The sequence below is a fragment of the Pseudomonas sp. AC229 genome (assembly GCF_979254655.1).
The window spans coordinates 126055-143931 of record NZ_CEEDHK010000006.1; the positions used below are offsets into that span (position 1 = coordinate 126055).

Sequence of the window (17877 nt, forward strand, 5' to 3'; positions counted from 1 at the left end):
CTAAAAACAAAAACCCCAGCGATGTGCTGGGGTTTTTGTTTGTCGTGCGTAAAACCGGGCTTAGAAGTCCAGGTTCGACACCGCCAAGGCGTTGGCTTCGATGAACTCGCGGCGCGGTTCCACTTCGTCGCCCATTAGGGTGTTGAAGATTTGGTCGGCGCTGATGGCGTCTTCGATAGTCACCTTGAGCATCCGGCGTGCGTCCGGGTCCATCGTGGTTTCCCACAGTTGGTCGGGGTTCATCTCGCCCAGCCCTTTGTAGCGCTGAATGCTGTGGCGTTTGGTGCTCTCGGTGAGGAGCCAGTTAAGCGCTTCTTTGAAGGTGGTGACCGGCTTTTTGCGCTCGCCACGTTTCACATAGGCGCCTTCTTCCAACAAGCTGTTCAACTGCTCGCCCAGGGAGGTAACGGTTTTGTAGTCGTTACTGGCGAAGAAGTCGCGGTTGAAGGTGACGAAGTTTGAAACGCCATGGGAGATGAGTTCGACCTCTGGCAGCCAGAGGTGACGTTCCTGGTCTTCACGCAGGTTGGTTTTGTAAACCAAGCCCGATTTCTCCATGGTGCGCAAACGCTCGTTGAGCTCCTCGAGCCAGGCTTGCATGCCCGCCTGGCTGCCCAGATCGTCCAGGCTTACGGCCGGCAGATAAACGAAATGCTCGGTGAGCTCTTGCGGGTAGATGCGCGACAGGCGCTTAAGCGTCTTCATCACCATGCGGTAGTTGTTAACCAGACGCTCCAGCGGCTCGCCGCCAATTCCTGGGTCGTTCTCGTTAACGTGCAAGCTGGCATCTTCGAGGGCCGACTGGGTCATGTATTCCTCCATGGCCTCGTCGTCCTTGATGTACTGCTCTTGTTTACCTTTCTTGACCTTGTATAGCGGTGGCTGAGCGATATAGATGTAGCCGCGCTCAACCAGCTCTGGCAATTGGCGGAAGAAGAAGGTCAACAGCAGCGTACGGATGTGCGAGCCGTCGACGTCGGCGTCCGTCATGATGATGATGTTGTGGTAGCGCAGTTTGTCGATGTTGTATTCCTCACGACCGATACCGCACCCGAGGGCAGTGATCAGCGTGCCGACTTCCTGCGACGAAATCATGCGGTCAAAACGCGCACGTTCCACGTTCAGAATCTTGCCCTTGAGCGGCAAAATCGCTTGAGTCTTACGGTTACGTCCCTGCTTGGCGGAGCCGCCAGCAGAGTCCCCTTCCACTAGGTAAAGTTCGGAGAGGGCAGGGTCTTTCTCTTGGCAGTCCGCCAGCTTGCCCGGCAAACCGGCGATGTCCAACGCGCCCTTACGGCGGGTCATTTCGCGTGCCTTACGAGCGGCTTCACGCGCGCGCGCGGCGTCGATCATTTTGCCGACGACTGCTTTGGCTTCGTTCGGGTTTTCCAGCAGGAAGTCGGAGAAGTATTTGCCCATCTCCTGCTCGACCGCTGTTTTCACTTCGGAAGAAACCAGTTTGTCTTTGGTCTGCGAGCTGAATTTTGGATCCGGCACTTTTACCGAAATGATGGCGGTCAGGCCTTCACGAGCATCGTCACCCGTGGTGGCGATCTTGTGCTTCTTGGCCAGACCTTCCTGTTCGATATAAGCGTTCAGGTTGCGGGTCAGCGCCGAGCGGAAACCGGCGAGGTGAGTACCACCGTCGCGCTGCGGAATGTTGTTGGTGAAGCACAGCAGGTTTTCGTTAAAGCTGTCGTTCCACTGCAACGCCACTTCAACACCCACGCCATCGTCACGTTGAACGTTGAAGTGAAACACCTGGTTGACCGGGGTTTTGTTGGTATTCAAATACTCAACAAACGCACGCAGACCACCTTCGTACTTGAACAGCTCTTCCTTGCCGCTGCGCTCGTCTTTGAGAACGATGCCGACGCCAGAGTTCAGGAACGACAGCTCGCGCAGACGCTTGGCGAGAATGTCCCAGCTGAAGTGAATGTTCTGGAACGTCTCGGCGGACGGTTTGAAGTGAATCTCGGTACCGGTTTTATCGGTGTCGCCCACGGTGCGCATGGGGGCCTGCGGCACGCCGTGCACGTAGGTTTGCTCCCATACTTTGCCGCTACGGCGAACGGTCAACAGCAGCAGCTCGGAGAGGGCATTTACAACGGAAACACCCACGCCATGGAGGCCGCCGGAAACCTTGTACGAGTTGTCATCGAACTTACCGCCAGCGTGCAGCACGGTCATGATGACCTCAGCCGCCGATACGCCTTCTTCTTTATGCACATCAACCGGGATGCCACGGCCGTTGTCGCGAACGGTGATGGATTCGTCTGGGTGGATGATGATGCTGATATCGTCGCAATGCCCGGCGAGGGCTTCGTCGATGGAGTTGTCGACCACCTCAAAAACCATATGGTGCAGGCCGCTGCCGTCATCGGTGTCGCCGATGTACATACCGGGCCGCTTGCGTACGGCGTCCAGGCCTTTCAGCACTTTGATGCTGGACGAATCGTACGTTTGATTTTCGCTCATGCCTTCACTCCCGATGGTCGTGGGTCTGGGTGATACGGCCATGTTCCACGTGGAACATGGCAACTGGCGTATCCGTGCGCCAGCTCCCCCGCAACAATTCATGGTCTACACAGGTAATAAATACCTGGCAGTTCAAATCTTCTAATAAACGGCACAACGCGTTTCGGTGCTGCTCATCCAGTTCGGACGGCAAATCATCCACCAGATAAATGCACTGGCCGCGACGTGCCTGACTAACCAAGTGCCCTTGGGCAATTCGCAGGGCGCAAACCACTAACTTCTGTTGGCCTCGCGACAAAATTTCAGCAGCGTTATTAGCGCCTAGACGCAAACGTAGGTCGGCTCGCTGAGGTCCCGCCTGGGTATGGCCAAGTTGCTGGTCGCGCTGCAGTGTCGAGCTGAGCACCGTTTGCAAATCCCGGTCTTTGTCCCAACCTCGGTAATAACTAAGCGTCAGTCCTTCAAGCTCTACCAGCTCATGAAGCACTTCCTCGAATACCGGCTTCAGGGCCTGTATGTAGCTGCGCCGATAGGTATCAATTTCGTCGCCAGCGACACATAACTCGCGGTCCCAGGCCGCCTGCGAAGCGGCGTCAAGTGTACCATGCCGCAGCCACGAGTTCCGCTGCCGGAGGGCCTTCTGGAGCCTTTGCCACGCGGGCATAAAGCGAGGTTCCACGTGGAACACTCCCCAGTCCAGGAACTGACGGCGTATTTTCGGAGCACCTTCAAGCAAACGAAAACTGTCCGGATTGATCAATTGCAACGGTAGCGCTTCAGCAAGCTGAGCAGCGCTACGCGCATTCTGCCCATCAATTCGAATCTGAAACTCACCCTGGCGGTCGCGTGAAACGCCCAGGTTGCTGGAACCGCCTTCCGCCAGTTCGACCTGGCCAAACACGGTGCACGCTTCCTGCTCGTACTGAATAACCGGCAACAGCCGAGCACTGCGAAACGAGCGCGCCAAACCAAGCAAGTGAATGGCTTCGAGCAGGCTGGTTTTACCGCTGCCGTTTGCGCCGGAAAGGATGTTGATGCGGGGGGAAGGAGAGAGTGTCACCGGGTGCAAGTTGCGCACCGCGGTGACCGTAACGCGGCTGAGGGACATCTAAACTCGATTCAGGTCAGAGGCGCATCGGCATAACGACGTATGCCGAGTCATCGTTGCCAGACTCTTGCACAAGTGCGCTGCTGTTGGAATCAGACAGAATCAGGCGAACCTGCTCAGTAGTCATCACGCCCAACACGTCGAGCAGATAGCTCACGTTGAAGCCAATTTCCAGCGAGCCACCGTTGTAATCAACGGCCACTTCTTCTTCCGCTTCTTCCTGTTCAGGGTTGTTCGCCTGGATTTTCAGTAGACCGTTAGCCAACTGCAGACGAATGCCGCGGTACTTTTCGTTAGAGAGAATTGCAGTACGGCTGAATGCTTCACGCAGGGCTTGGCGATCACCCAGTACCAATTTGTCGCCACCTTTAGGCAGCACGCGCTCGTAGTCAGGGAACTTGCCGTCCACCAGCTTGGAGGTGAAGGTGAACTCGCCCGTTGTCGCGCGGATGTGATGCTGACCCAACACGATATCGACGGTGCCGTCTTGCTCGGTAAGCAGGCGCGCCAATTCAAGAATGCCTTTGCGCGGAACGATCACTTGGTGACGGTCAGCCTGTTCGATACCGGCTTCCATCGAGCACATTGCGAGACGGTGGCCGTCGGTAGCCACGGCACGCAACACACCGGTTTGTACTTCGATCAGCATACCGTTCAAGTAGTAGCGAACGTCCTGCTGAGCCATCGCGAAACTGGTGCGCTCAATAAGGCGACGCAGCTTGCTTTGAATAAGCGTGAAGGTGAACGAGCCTGGGCCTTCTTCAACGGTCGGGAAGTCGTTGGCGGGAAGAGTGGAAAGAGTGAAGCGACTACGGCCGGCCTTGACCACCAGTTTGGTTTCATCGACGCGGATATCGATCAACGCATCGTTAGGCAGGCTTTTGCAGATATCCATGAGCTTGCGCGCCGGAACGGTGATCTCACCCGATTCTGCCGGCTCTTCCAGCGTTACACGGCCAACCAGTTCGACTTCGAGATCCGTACCTGTCAGCGAAAGCTGCTGGCCTTCAACAACCAACAACACGTTAGACAGCACCGGCAATGTCTGCCGGCGTTCAACCACGCCAGCGACCAGTTGCAACGGTTTCAACAGGGCTTCGCGTTGAATAGTGAAATGCATGGTCTAGTCCCTTTGCCTCGTGGGCTGCGTAATAGGTCAGGTGGTCAGCGTGCGCAGCAGATTCTTGTAGTCCTCGCGGATATCCGCGTCGGATTCCCTAAGTTCAGCAATCTTACGGCAAGCGTGCAATACCGTGGTGTGATCACGACCGCCGAACGCGTCGCCGATCTCCGGCAGGCTATGGTTGGTCAATTCTTTAGACAGCGCCATAGCCACCTGCCGAGGTCGCGCCACGGAACGGGAGCGCCGCTTGGACAGCAGATCGGAAATCTTGATCTTGTAGTATTCAGCGACGGTACGCTGAATGTTGTCGACGCTAACGAGTTTGTCTTGCAGCGCCAACAGATCCTTCAAGGACTCGCGAATCAGCTCGATGGTGATATCGCGGCCCATGAAGTGGGCGTGGGCGATTACGCGTTTCAGCGCACCTTCGAGTTCGCGTACGTTGGAGCGGATGCGTTGAGCGATGAAGAAGGCGGCGTCGTGCGGCAGGTCCACTTTGGCCTGATCCGCCTTTTTCATCAGAATCGCCACGCGCGTTTCCAACTCCGGCGGCTCGACCGCGACCGTCAAGCCCCAGCCAAAGCGCGACTTCAAACGCTCTTCCAGGCCCTCGATCTCTTTCGGGTAACGGTCACTCGTGAGAATCACCTGCTGGCCGCCTTCTAGAAGCGCGTTGAAGGTGTGGAAGAATTCTTCTTGGGAGCGCTCTTTTTTTGCGAAGAACTGAATGTCGTCGATTAGCAGCGCGTCGACGGAACGGTAGAACCGTTTGAATTCATTAATGGCATTCAGCTGCAGCGCTTTCACCATATCGGCTACAAAGCGCTCGGAATGCAGGTACACGACCTTGGCGTTGGGGTTCTTCTTTAATAGGTGGTTGCCCACCGCATGCATCAAGTGCGTTTTACCCAAACCAACGCCGCCATATAGAAACAATGGGTTGTAACCATGCTTCGGATTATCCGCGACCTGCCACGCCGCCGCGCGCGCCAGTTGGTTGGACTTGCCCTCAACGAAGTTTTCAAAGGTAAAGGTGCGGTTCAGATAGCTTGTGTGCTTGAGCGCGCCTTCAACCTGAACGGAGCGTTCATTACGAACGGGGGCGGTTTGCGAACTGGCCCCAGCCATAGGGTCGAAGCTCGCACGCGACGGCTCGCTGCTGACAGCCGCTGCCATCGCTTCCTCACGAACCGGCGCGGCAATTGGCGCGCTGATAGGCTGAGGTGCAGGGGACGACATGGTGGCCCGCGGAACCGCGGCGCGTTTGCTGCCTATTAATAAGGAGATGGCCGGCGCCATGCCTTCGCTGCGCTCATTCAGCAGCTCCAACAGGCGGCTCATGTATTTTTCATTCACCCAATCCAGCACAAACCGGTTGGGTGCGAACACGCGCAATTCATCGCTGGAGGCTTCAACCTGCAGTGGACGAATCCAAGTATTGAATTGCTGGGCGGGCAGCTCGTCGCGTAGAAGCTCTACACACTGCTGCCAAAGTTCCACCGACACAAACATCCCCTAGCCAAATAGGCTGCAACGCCCAAAACAGGGTGCATTGTACCCGCAGCCCAACCTACTTATCCACACGAGACGAACGTTTTCGACGCGTAAAATCAATGCCTTACTCCGTTTTTACTGACGAAGCGGCGAATCACTAAAGTCTGTGGATAACTAGCCAGGAGGCCGTGGGACAACCCGTAGGAAAAAGCCGTGCATAACTCGGCTGTGGATAAAAACGCCTTTCATCCCCAGCTTATACGCAGCTCTGGTACAGCCTACACACGCCTTCTGGACAGGCTTATCATTGGCTGTAAGCCAGGCGTAGCAATAGGCGCAGCACTTTATCCACAGAATCTCAGCTGCTAAGAGTAGTTAACATTTTAAAAAAGATTTAAATCTCTCTTCTTAATATTCTTTATCTACGCGCTTTCCATCAGAGAAATGCTGGTTGGAAATTGACCTGACCGCCTGGTTTCTCTAGAATCGCCGGTCTCTTAAAACGGGGGCCATTCCGGCCCGTTGTCGACCACCCAGGTAACGCACCATGAAACGCACTTTCCAACCCAGCACTATCAAGCGCGCTCGCACCCACGGTTTCCGTGCCCGTATGGCTACCAAGAACGGCCGTGCTGTTCTGTCCCGTCGTCGCGCCAAAGGCCGTAAGCGTCTGGCCGTCTGATAATTCGGCATCGGTGGTGAGTCAAGACTTCAGTCGGGAAAAGCGCCTGCTAACCCCTCGACAATTCAAGACAGTCTTCGACTCCCCCAGCGGTAAGGTTCCGGGTAAAAACGTCCTGCTTCTAGCGCGCAACAACGATCTTGATCATCCCCGCCTGGGTCTGGTCATCGGTAAGAAGAGCGTCAAGCTCTCTGTTGAACGCAACCGCCTCAAACGCGTCATCCGCGATTCATTCCGCCTCAACCAGGACAATCTGGTTGGCTGGGATATCGTGGTTGTCGCGCGTAAAGGCCTAGGTGATCTGGAGAACACTGAATTGGCAAACCAGTTCGGCAAACTCTGGAAACGCTTGGCACGCAGCAAGCCGAGCCCGGAAGCTATCCCGCAATCAGGGGTTACCGACAGTCCCCATGCGTAAACTGGCCCTCGCGTCCATTCAGGTTTATCGCTACGCCATCAGCCCTTTGATGGCCAGTCACTGTCGTTTCTACCCCAGCTGTTCCTGCTACGCGTATGAAGCCATTGAACACCATGGTTTTATGCGCGGTGGCTGGCTGACTCTGCGTCGGCTTGGCCGTTGTCACCCGTGGAATCCCGGCGGTTACGATCCGGTTCCAGGCGCTCCCATTTCCCGACCCCCTTCGATGGCCGAGTAATCATGGATATTAAACGCTCGATCCTGATCGCCGCGCTCGCAATCGTGTCCTACGTCATGGTTCTCAAGTGGAACGAAGACTACGGACAAACGTCCTTGCCGACTGCGAACACAGCCGCTGCGACCAGCAACACTGCTGCGCTTCCCGACGTTCCTGCTGCTAACAACACCGCCAACAGTGACGTTCCAAGCGCCCCGTCCAGCCAACCGGAAGCCGTTGCCGCCGCCCCTCAGGCGAGCAAAGACCTGATCCGCGTTAAGACAGACGTGCTTGAACTGGCCATCGATCCAAGTGGTGGCGATATCGTCCAACTGACGCTGCCGCAATACCCGCGCCGTCAAGATCGTCCGGACGTGCCGTTCCAGTTATTTGACAACGGCAACGAGCGCACCTACCTGGCACAAAGCGGGCTGATCGGCGCGAATGCGCCGGACTCGGCTAACGGCCGTGCCGTTTGGCAGAGCGCTCAGAAAAGCTACCAACTGGCGGACGGCCAAAATAGCCTGACGGTCGATCTGACCTTCAGCCAAGGCGGCGTCAATTACATCAAACGCTTCAGCTTCAAACGCGGTTTGAACCCTGAATGCTCGGTTAAAGAACAAGAGCTGAAGAAACCCGGTTGCGTCGATCCGTCGTCGTACCAGGTTGATGTGCGTTACCTGATCGACAACCAGAGCGCTGAAGCCTGGGCTGGCAACATGTATGCGCAGCTCAAACGCGACAACAGTGACGACCCGTCGAAAACTGCTGCCACCAGCACCGCGACCTACCTCGGCGCGGCAATGGCCACTCACGATTCGGCCTACAAAAAAGTGTCGATGAGCGATATCGACAAGGCGCCTGCCAAAGAAACCGTAAAAGGCGGCTGGGTTGCCTGGTTGCAGCACTATTTCGTGACTGCCTGGATTCCAAGCCAGGACAACGACAACAGTGTGCAAACCCGTAAAGATTCCCAGGGCCGCTACATTGTTGGCTTTACCACCCCAAGCGTCAGCGTAGCGCCGGGCAGCAAAGGTGAAGTGTCGGCAATCCTGTATGCCGGTCCGAAAATCCAGAAGCACCTTGGCTCGCTCGCGCCGGGGCTGGAGCTGACCGTCGATTACGGCATCCTGTGGTTCATTGCCCAGCCGATTTTCTGGTTGCTGCAACATATCCACAGCATTCTGGGTAACTGGGGCTGGTCGATCATCGTGCTGACGATGCTGATCAAGGGCCTGTTCTTCCCGCTTTCCGCTGCCAGCTACAAATCGATGGCCCGCATGCGCGCCGTAGCACCGAAACTGGCGGCCTTGAAAGAGCAGCATGGCGATGACCGGCAGAAAATGTCGCAAGCCATGATGGAGCTGTACAAGAAAGAGAAGATCAACCCCTTGGGCGGTTGCCTGCCGATTCTGGTGCAGATGCCGGTCTTCCTGGCCTTGTATTGGGTGCTGCTGGAAAGCGTCGAGATGCGTCAGGCACCCTGGATGTTTTGGATCACCGACCTGTCGATCAAAGACCCGTTCTTTATTCTGCCGTTGATCATGGGCGCCACCATGTTCATCCAGCAGCAGCTGAACCCCGCGCCGCCAGATCCGATGCAGGCCAAGGTGATGAAAATGATGCCGATCATCTTCACCTTCTTCTTCCTGTGGTTCCCGGCTGGTCTGGTGCTGTACTGGGTCGTCAACAACTGCCTGTCCATCGCCCAGCAGTGGTACATCACTCGCAAGATCGAAGCCGCAGCCAAGACGGCCAACGCCTAAGTCTGGCTTGCTAAGCTGAAACAGCGCCCCGCCCGAGCAATACGTGGCGGGGCGTTTTGCTATCTGCCCTCCGGCCATGAGGGCTCAATCATGAGAACCGCGCCATGAACACTGCACGAGAAACCATCGCCGCCGTTGCCACCGCCCAGGGCCGTGCCGGAGTGGGGATCGTCCGCGTTTCCGGTCCGCGCGCCCAAGCCATTGCCGAAGCCATCGCCCAGCGCACCCTCAAGCCGCGCTATGCCCATTACGGAGCGTTTCACGGTGAGCAAGATCAGGTACTGGACGAAGGCTTGGCCCTGTACTTCCCCGGTCCGAACTCCTTCACCGGCGAGGACGTTCTTGAATTGCAGGGGCATGGCGGTCCTGTGGTGCTGGACCTGCTGTTGCGTCGCTGCCTCCAACTAGGTGCCCGTCTGGCCAGACCCGGCGAATTCAGCGAACGCGCCTTTCTCAACGACAAGCTTGATCTGGCCCAGGCAGAAGCCATTGCCGACCTGATTGAGGCCAGCTCCGAGCAAGCGGCGCGCAATGCCCTACGATCCTTGCAGGGCGAGTTCTCACGTCGGGTTCATGGTCTGACCGAGCGCCTGATTGCTCTGCGTATTTATGTAGAAGCCGCGATCGACTTTCCCGAAGAGGAAATCGACTTTCTTGCCGACGGCCATGTACTGAGCATGCTCAACGAGGTGCGCAGCGATTTGACCGCTGTCCAGCGCGAGGCCAACCAGGGCGCGTTGCTGCGTGACGGAATGACGGTGGTGATCGCGGGTCGCCCCAATGCGGGCAAATCCAGCCTGCTAAACGCTCTGGCTGGTCGGGAGGCAGCGATCGTTACGGAAATCGCCGGCACCACCCGCGATGTGCTGCGCGAACATATCCACATCGACGGTATGCCACTGCATGTCGTCGACACGGCGGGTTTGCGTGACACCGATGACCAAGTAGAAAAAATAGGTGTAGAACGCGCGCTAAAAGCGATTGGCGAAGCGGACCGCGTGCTGTTGGTGGTGGATGCCACTTCACGCGAGGCGGCAGACCCATTTGCGCTCTGGCCGGAATTTCTTAGCGCTAGGCCGGATCCTGCCAAGGTCACGTTAATTCGCAACAAAACCGACCTGTCGGGTGACGCGATCGGACTTGAGGTCAGCGAGGACGGCCATGTCACCATCAACCTGTCCGCTCGCTCGGCAGAAGGCCTGGAGCTGCTGCGCGATCATCTCAAAGCGTGCATGGGCTACGAGCAGACCGCTGAAAGCAGCTTCAGCGCCCGGCGCCGTCACTTGGAGGCGCTGCAGCATGCCAGCCAATCACTGGAACACGGTTACGCGCAGCTGAACCTGGCCGGCGCAGGCGAGTTGCTGGCTGAAGACCTGCGCATTGCCCAACAGGCATTGGGAGAAATCACCGGCGCGTTCAGTTCCGACGACTTGTTAGGACGAATCTTCTCGAGCTTCTGCATCGGCAAATAAACGCGACCGTTCCAACCAGCCCTGTTCACGTACCCACGTCGACAGGGCTTTTTTATGCGCGATGGGTTAACCACAGCCCCTATTTAAACCCTGTGCATAAGCGCCCCTAAGCCCAGTCGATAAGCAGGGGGCAAAGCTGGGGATGAATCGCCCTGTGCACAACTTGCCCTTCCATCCACAGGTTTAAGGCCGTTATCCAAAGCCCTCCCGCCTACCTGGCCACAGCCTTATACATTTCTGTACACCCTGCTACGCGTGGCTTCCAGCGTTCTATCCACAGAAAATAGCTGCATAAGTAATAAACATAAAAACAAAGCTTTAAAAAAATTCTCTTCTCTCCTTATTTATTAACAGCCTCGGTACGGCTCGCCGGCGCAGGGCAGAAGGTTGGCTATTTTTTGTTCAAAAGGCTTCTTTCAGTTCGGGTAAATCCCTATACTTGCCGGCTTTCCGCTTTTCCCCTTTTCGGGTCAGTTAAAAGCCTCTCCAATTCTCAACAGGCACGAGGTGCGTGGTGGATTTCCCTTCCCGTTTTGATGTCATCGTTATTGGCGGCGGCCATGCCGGCACTGAAGCAGCGCTCGCCGCGGCACGGATGGGCGTCAAAACCTTGCTGCTCAGCCACAACGTCGACACGCTCGGACACATGAGCTGCAATCCGGCGATAGGTGGCATCGGCAAGAGCCATCTGGTGAAAGAAATCGACGCACTGGGCGGCGCCATGGCTGAAGCCACCGACAAAGGCGGCATTCAGTTCCGTGTACTCAACAGCCGCAAAGGCCCAGCCGTACGTGCCACCCGCGCCCAAGCCGACCGCATGCTGTACAAAGCAGCGATTCGCGAAACCCTGGAAAACCAGCCCAATCTGTGGATATTCCAACAGTCCTGTGACGACCTGATCGTCGAGCAAGACCAAGTTCGCGGCGTTGTTACGCAGATGGGCCTGCGCTTCTTCGCTGAATCGGTGGTGCTGACCACGGGCACCTTTCTCGGCGGACTTATCCACATCGGCTTGCAGAATCACTCCGGTGGCCGTGCAGGCGACCCGCCTTCAATCGCGCTGGCCCAACGTTTACGCGAACACCCGTTGCGGGTCGGTCGCCTGAAAACCGGCACGCCGCCACGCATTGATGGCCGCTCCGTCGACTTCTCGGTGATGACCGAACAGCCAGGCGACACGCCCATTCCGGTGATGTCGTTCCTCGGCAACAAGGAACAGCACCCACGCCAGGTGAGCTGCTGGATTACTCACACCAACGCCCGCACCCACGAAATCATTGCCGCTAACCTCAACCGGTCGCCGATGTATTCCGGTGTGATCGAAGGCATCGGTCCACGCTACTGCCCGTCGATTGAAGACAAAATTCACCGCTTTGCCGACAAGGACAGCCACCAGGTGTTTATCGAGCCTGAAGGCCTGAACACCCACGAGCTGTATCCCAACGGCATTTCGACCTCGCTGCCGTTTGACGTGCAGCTGGAGCTGGTGCGTTCGATCCGCGGCATGGAAAACGCCCATATCGTTCGCCCGGGTTACGCCATTGAGTACGACTACTTCGATCCGCGCGATTTGAAATACAGCCTCGAAACCAAAGTGATTGCCGGGCTGTTTTTTGCCGGTCAGATCAACGGCACCACCGGTTACGAAGAAGCCGGCGCCCAGGGCCTGTTGGCCGGCGCCAACGCTGCATTGCGTGCGCAAGGCAAAGACAGTTGGTGCCCGCGCCGTGACGAGGCCTACATCGGCGTGTTGGTCGACGACCTCATCACCCTCGGCACCCAAGAGCCGTACCGCATGTTCACCTCCCGTGCCGAGTACCGCCTGATCTTGCGCGAAGACAACGCCGACCTGCGCCTCACCGAAAAAGGCCGTGAGCTGGGCCTAGTCGACGACCGTCGCTGGGCGGCGTTCTGCGCCAAGCGCGAAGGCATTGAGCGCGAGGAGCAACGGCTGAAGAGCACGTGGGTGCGCCCGAACACGCCGCAGGGCGATGCGATTGCCGCGCGCTTCGGTACGCCGCTGACCCACGAATACAACCTGATGAGCCTGCTGACCCGTCCTGAAGTGGACTACGCCGGCTTGATCGTCGTAACCGGCCCCGGCCACGACGATCCGCAGGTTGCTGAGCAGGTGGAAATCAAAACCAAGTACGCCGGCTACATCGACCGTCAGCAAGACGAAATTGCCCGCCTGCGTGCCAGCGAAAACACCAAGCTGCCAGCGGATATCGACTACACCGCCATTGCCGGTCTTTCTAAAGAAATTCAGAGCAAGCTCAGCCAAGGTCGCCCGGAAACGCTGGGCCAGGCCTCGCGAATTCCAGGCGTAACGCCGGCGGCGATTTCCCTGTTGATGATCAACTTGAAAAAGCGCAGTGCTGGTCGTGAGCTGGAGCAGAGCGCCTGATGTCATCGGTTACTGCGCAACATGCTGAAGAATTGTCCCGTGGCGCCGCCGAGCTGGGCGTTGCACTGACCGAACAGCAACACGCCCATCTGTTGGGCTATCTCGCTTTGCTGATTAAGTGGAACAAGGCCTACAACCTCACCGCCGTGCGTGACCCGGACGAAATGGTTTCCCGCCATCTGCTCGACAGCCTGAGCGTGGTGCCCTTTGTCGCCGAGGGCGGAACGTCGTGGCTGGACGTCGGCAGCGGCGGTGGAATGCCGGGCATTCCGTTGGCGATCATGTTCCCAGAGCGCCAATTCACGTTGTTGGATTCCAACGGCAAGAAAACGCGGTTTCTCACGCAGGTGAAGCTCGAGCTCAAACTGTCGAACCTGGAAGTTATCCACAGCCGGGTCGAGGCATTCACTCCCGCCCAGGCATTTTCCGGAATCTGCTCACGCGCATTCAGTTCGCTGCAGGATTTTTCAGAGTGGACTCGGCATCTAGGCGACACCGAAACGCGCTGGTTGGCCATGAAAGGCGTGCACCCCGACGACGAGCTGCAAGCGCTGCCCGCCGACTTTAAATTGGCTGCAACGCACGTGCTCAAGGTTCCCGGTTGCCAAGGTCAACGGCATCTGTTGATACTGCGCCGCATCATATGATCGGGACCGACGCTGACCATGGCTAAAGTAATCGCCATCGCCAACCAGAAAGGCGGTGTGGCCAAAACCACCACGTGCATCAACCTCGCTGCATCGCTGGTGGCGACCAAGCGCCGTGTGCTGCTCATCGACTTGGATCCACAGGGCAATGCCACCACCGGCAGCGGTGTGGATAAGTTGGCGCTGGAGCACTCGGTGTATGACGTGCTCATTGGCGAATGCGACTTGGCGCAAGCCATGCAGTTTTCCGAGCACGGTGGTTATCAGCTGCTTCCGGCGAACCGCGACCTGACCGCCGCCGAGGTGGCGTTGCTGCATATGCCGGCCAAGGAACACCGGCTACGCGAAGCGCTGGCACCGATCCGCGAAAATTACGATTACATCCTCATCGACTGCCCGCCTTCACTGTCCATGCTGACGGTCAACGCCTTGGTGGCCGCCGACGGCGTGATCATTCCGATGCAATGCGAGTACTACGCCCTCGAAGGGCTGACAGATCTCGTCAACTCGATCCAGCGCATCGGCAAGCTGCTTAACCCTTCGCTGAAAATCGAAGGTCTGCTGCGCACCATGTACGACCCGCGCATCAGCCTCACCAACGATGTGTCCGCCCAGCTAAAAGCGCATTTCGGCGACCAGCTCTACGACACCGTTATTCCCCGCAACGTGCGCCTGGCCGAGGCGCCGAGTTTTGGCATGCCGGCCTTGGCGTACGACAAGCAATCCCGTGGCGCCCTCGCCTACTTGGCACTGGCCGGTGAATTGTCCCGGCGTCAGCGCAGCGCCACCCGAACCGCAAAAGCATAAGGATTATCCATGGCCAGCAAAAAACGAGGTCTCGGACGCGGACTGGACGCCCTGCTGGGTGGTACCAGCGTTAATGCTTTGCAGGAAGAAGCCGCGCACGTCGACACCCGTGAGCTGCAATACGTGCCACTGGATCTGATTCAGCGCGGCAAATATCAACCGCGCCGTGACATGGACGCTACTGCCCTCGAAGAGCTGGCGCAGTCCATCCGCGCCCAGGGCGTGATGCAACCGATTGTGGTGCGCCCGATCGGTAATGGCCGGTTTGAAATCATCGCCGGTGAACGCCGTTGGCGTGCCAGCCAGCAAGCCGGACTGGACAAGATTCCGGCCATGGTTCGCGAAGTGCCGGATGAAGCGGCCATTGCCATGGCACTGATCGAAAACATCCAGCGCGAAGACCTCAACCCGATCGAAGAAGCCGTAGCCTTGCAGCGGTTGCAGCAAGAATTCCAACTGACCCAACAGCAAGTCGCTGAAGCGGTCGGCAAGTCACGCGTCACCATCACCAATCTGCTGCGCCTGATATCTCTTCCGGAAGAAATCAAAACCTTGCTTTCCCACGGCGATCTGGAAATGGGCCACGCCCGTGCGCTGCTCGGTTTACCGGCGGAACAGCAGGTTGAAGGGGCGCGACACGTTGTCGCACGAGCGCTGACCGTGCGCCAAACTGAGGCACTGGTTCGTCAGTGGATGAGCACAAAAGAGAAACCGACTACGGCTCCTAAAGCCGATCCTGACATCAGTCGGCTTGAACAGCGCCTTGCAGAGCGGCTGGGCTCGCCGGTGCAGATCAAGCATGGACAGAAGGGTAAGGGGCAGTTGGTCATCCGCTACAACTCGTTAGACGAGTTACAAGGCGTATTGGCCCACATCAAGTGAAGCCTTTCCCGACATAATTAGTCATGTAGCGTGTAGTCGGAAATCACTACCGGGCAGTTGAATAGGGGGGGAACGCCCCCTATACTCTGCGCGCATTTTGTCGGCACAAACTATGCCAAGTCGTTGATTTACAGCGACAGACACCAGAGGCCGAAAGCCGGAGACAGTTGATGGATGCCCGCACGCCCAACCGCCTGCCCTTCCATCGTTTGCCGGTGTTCCCCGTGTTGTTGGTTCAACTCGTCGTATTGCTAATCGCAGCCGTCGTTTTGTGGCAATGGCGCGGCGCGGTAAGTGGTTACTCTGGCGCGCTCGGCGGTTTGATTGCCTGGTTACCGAATATTTACTTTGCCCATAAGGCCTTCCGATTCAGCGGAGCCCGGGCAGCCCAAGCGATAGTCCGGTCTTTTTATGCCGGCGAAGCGGGCAAGTTGATTCTGACGGCAGTGCTGTTTGCACTGACCTTTGCAGGGGTGAAACCTCTGGATGCGCTGGCGGTATTTGGCGTTTTCCTTCTGACCCAGTTGGTCAATTGGTTCGCTCCCCTGCTTACAACAAGATTTTTGAGACCTTAGGGCGTTTGAGGCACACATGGCAGAACAGACCGCTTCGGGCTACATCCAGCACCACTTGCAGAACCTGACCTTTGGGAAACTGCCAAGCGGCGATTGGGGCTTTGCCCACACTGCACAAGAAGCCAAAGAAATGGGCTTCTGGGCTTTTCACGTAGACACCCTGGGCTGGTCCGTAGCCTTGGGTCTGATCTTCATCCTGTTGTTCCGCATGGCTGCAAAGAAAGCCACCTCCGGCCAGCCTGGCGGTTTGCAGAACTTCGTTGAAGTGATGATCGAATTCGTCGACACCAGCGTTAAGGACAGCTTCCACGGCCGCAACAAGGTTATCGCGCCCCTGGCTCTGACCATTTTCGTCTGGGTGTTCCTGATGAACGCCATCGACCTGGTGCCTGTGGACTGGATTCCACAACTGGCCATCCTGATCTCCGGCGATCACCACATTCCTTTCCGCGCTGTATCCACCACTGACCCGAATGCCACCCTCGGCATGGCGTTCTCGGTGTTCGCGCTGATTATTTACTACAGCATCAAAGTCAAAGGCATCGGTGGCTTCATCGGTGAACTGACCCTGCACCCATTCGGCAGTAAGAACATCGCCGTTCAGATCCTTCTGATCCCGGTTAACTTCCTGCTGGAGTTCGTCACCCTGATTGCCAAGCCTATTTCGTTGGCACTGCGGTTGTTCGGCAACATGTACGCCGGTGAGCTGGTGTTCATTTTGATCGCTGTGATGTTCGGCAGTGGTCTGTTGTGGCTGAGCGGCCTGGGTGTGGCGCTGCAGTGGGCATGGGCGGTGTTCCACATTCTGATCATCACCCTGCAAGCGTTCATCTTCATGATGCTCACCATCGTTTATCTGTCGATGGCGCACGAAGACAACCACTGATAGCGCGCAAGCGCTGGCAGTGAGCGGCCTCTGCCTGGGGTCGCAGCCCGCAAGGGCGAGCAAGTTTGCTTTACCGCTTTACCTTAAAAACTAACCAATACGACATAAAAAGTCGGGAGGAAAGATGGAAACTGTAGTTGGTCTGACCGCGATCGCCGTAGCTCTGCTGATTGGCCTGGGTGCCCTGGGTACCGCCATTGGTTTCGGCCTGCTGGGCGGCAAATTCCTGGAAGGCGCTGCGCGTCAACCGGAAATGGTTCCGATGCTGCAAGTTAAAATGTTCATCGTCGCTGGTCTGCTGGACGCCGTGACCATGATCGGTGTTGGTATCGCACTGTTCTTCACCTTCGCGAACCCCTTCGTTGGTCAACTTGCAGGCTAATCACTCATTTTTGAGTGATTGGTTTGACGGACAACGAACGAGCGAGGTGTTGGCGTGAACATTAATGCAACCCTGATTGGCCAGTCCGTTGCCTTCTTCATCTTTGTGCTCTTTTGCATGAAGTACGTGTGGCCTCCGGTCATCGCGGCTTTGCAAGAGCGTCAAAAGAAGATTGCTGATGGACTGGACGCTGCAAGCCGTGCGGCTCGCGATTTGGAGCTCGCCCACGAGAAAGTGGGTCAGCAACTGCGCGAAGCCAAAACCCAGGCAGCTGAAATCATTGAGCAAGCCAAAAAGCGCGCTACCCAGATCGTCGACGAAGCTCGCGATCAGGCCCGTGTCGAAGGTGAGCGCCTGAAGGCTCAGGCTCAGGCCGAGATCGAACAGGAACTGAACAGCGTCAAAGACGCCCTGCGTGCCCAACTGGGTGGCTTGGCGATCAGCGGTGCTGAGAAGATTCTGGGCGCCACTATCGACCAAAACGCGCATGCGGAGCTGGTTTCCAAACTGGCAGCCGAAATTTAAGCGAGGGC

At 57.2% G+C, this 17877-nt stretch carries 17 protein-coding genes; 13 read left to right on the forward strand and 4 right to left on the reverse strand.

What is annotated here, in order from left to right; translation table 11 throughout:
- Window positions 1-60: 60 nt before the first annotated feature.
- Genes gyrB through dnaA form a run of 4 tightly spaced genes read right to left on the reverse strand, consistent with a single transcriptional unit; the run spans window position 61 to window position 6215 of the window.
- On the reverse strand, window positions 61-2478 hold the full coding sequence (gene gyrB, locus AC0IW7_RS10210; protein WP_471817632.1) for a DNA topoisomerase (ATP-hydrolyzing) subunit B: 2418 nt from the start codon (window positions 2476-2478) through the stop codon (window positions 61-63).
- Between the two features lie 4 nt (window positions 2479-2482).
- Complete coding sequence (recF, locus tag AC0IW7_RS10215; protein WP_471817634.1) at window positions 2483-3586, reverse strand: DNA replication/repair protein RecF; 1104 nt, start codon at window positions 3584-3586, stop codon at window positions 2483-2485.
- A 16-nt stretch (window positions 3587-3602) separates the two neighbouring features.
- Complete coding sequence (gene dnaN / locus AC0IW7_RS10220; protein WP_122492277.1) at window positions 3603-4706, reverse strand: DNA polymerase III subunit beta; 1104 nt, start codon at window positions 4704-4706, stop codon at window positions 3603-3605.
- 36 nt (window positions 4707-4742) lie between these two features.
- On the reverse strand, window positions 4743-6215 hold the full coding sequence (gene dnaA / locus AC0IW7_RS10225; protein ID WP_471817636.1) for a chromosomal replication initiator protein DnaA: 1473 nt from the start codon (window positions 6213-6215) through the stop codon (window positions 4743-4745).
- Between the two features lie 535 nt (window positions 6216-6750).
- Between dnaA and rpmH the strand changes: the two genes are divergently transcribed.
- The 13 genes from rpmH (at window position 6751) to AC0IW7_RS10290 (ending at window position 17869) form a co-directional block, all read left to right on the forward strand.
- Window positions 6751-6885, forward strand: coding sequence for a 50S ribosomal protein L34 (gene rpmH, locus AC0IW7_RS10230; protein ID WP_002551315.1), 135 nt, complete (start codon window positions 6751-6753; stop codon window positions 6883-6885).
- 16 nt (window positions 6886-6901) lie between these two features.
- On the forward strand, window positions 6902-7303 hold the full coding sequence (gene rnpA / locus AC0IW7_RS10235) for a ribonuclease P protein component (protein WP_463384321.1): 402 nt from the start codon (window positions 6902-6904) through the stop codon (window positions 7301-7303).
- Entirely contained in the window at window positions 7296-7541 is a 246-nt protein-coding gene (yidD, locus tag AC0IW7_RS10240) for a membrane protein insertion efficiency factor YidD (RefSeq protein WP_122449903.1), read from the forward strand. Before rnpA ends, yidD begins: the two co-directional genes overlap by 8 nt.
- Before the next feature lie 2 nt (window positions 7542-7543).
- Window positions 7544-9286 (forward strand): membrane protein insertase YidC, encoded by a 1743-nt coding sequence (gene yidC, locus AC0IW7_RS10245; protein ID WP_122492279.1) that lies wholly within the window; start codon window positions 7544-7546, stop codon window positions 9284-9286.
- A gap of 104 nt (window positions 9287-9390) precedes the next feature.
- Window positions 9391-10758 carry a tRNA uridine-5-carboxymethylaminomethyl(34) synthesis GTPase MnmE gene (gene mnmE, locus AC0IW7_RS10250; protein WP_471817640.1) on the forward strand — a complete coding sequence of 456 codons (1368 nt, stop codon included), beginning with the start codon at window positions 9391-9393 and terminating at the stop codon, window positions 10756-10758.
- A 514-nt stretch (window positions 10759-11272) separates the two neighbouring features.
- Window positions 11273-13165, forward strand: coding sequence for a tRNA uridine-5-carboxymethylaminomethyl(34) synthesis enzyme MnmG (mnmG, locus tag AC0IW7_RS10255; protein ID WP_471817642.1), 1893 nt, complete (start codon window positions 11273-11275; stop codon window positions 13163-13165).
- The gene (gene rsmG / locus AC0IW7_RS10260; protein WP_471817643.1) at window positions 13165-13812 is read left to right on the forward strand and encodes a 16S rRNA (guanine(527)-N(7))-methyltransferase RsmG; all 648 of its coding nucleotides are present in this window, start codon (window positions 13165-13167) and stop codon (window positions 13810-13812) included. The genes mnmG and rsmG overlap by 1 nt, the downstream gene beginning before the upstream one ends.
- An 18-nt stretch (window positions 13813-13830) precedes the next feature.
- A complete protein-coding gene (locus AC0IW7_RS10265) occupies window positions 13831-14619 on the forward strand; it encodes a ParA family protein (protein WP_122492283.1) in 789 nt (262 codons plus the stop codon).
- 9 nt (window positions 14620-14628) lie between these two features.
- Window positions 14629-15501 (forward strand): ParB/RepB/Spo0J family partition protein, encoded by an 873-nt coding sequence (locus AC0IW7_RS10270; protein WP_122492284.1) that lies wholly within the window; start codon window positions 14629-14631, stop codon window positions 15499-15501.
- A gap of 170 nt (window positions 15502-15671) precedes the next feature.
- Window positions 15672-16076: a F0F1 ATP synthase subunit I gene (locus AC0IW7_RS10275; RefSeq protein ID WP_471817646.1), complete on the forward strand. Its 405-nt coding sequence runs from the start codon at window positions 15672-15674 to the stop codon at window positions 16074-16076.
- Between the two features lie 16 nt (window positions 16077-16092).
- Window positions 16093-16962, forward strand: a complete 870-nt coding sequence (gene atpB, locus AC0IW7_RS10280) for a F0F1 ATP synthase subunit A (protein WP_471817648.1) — start codon at window positions 16093-16095, stop codon at window positions 16960-16962.
- 124 nt (window positions 16963-17086) lie between these two features.
- Entirely contained in the window at window positions 17087-17344 is a 258-nt protein-coding gene (atpE, locus tag AC0IW7_RS10285; RefSeq protein WP_002555987.1) for a F0F1 ATP synthase subunit C, read from the forward strand.
- 54 nt (window positions 17345-17398) lie between these two features.
- Window positions 17399-17869, forward strand: coding sequence for a F0F1 ATP synthase subunit B (locus AC0IW7_RS10290; protein ID WP_122449894.1), 471 nt, complete (start codon window positions 17399-17401; stop codon window positions 17867-17869).
- Window positions 17870-17877 lie beyond the last annotated feature (8 nt).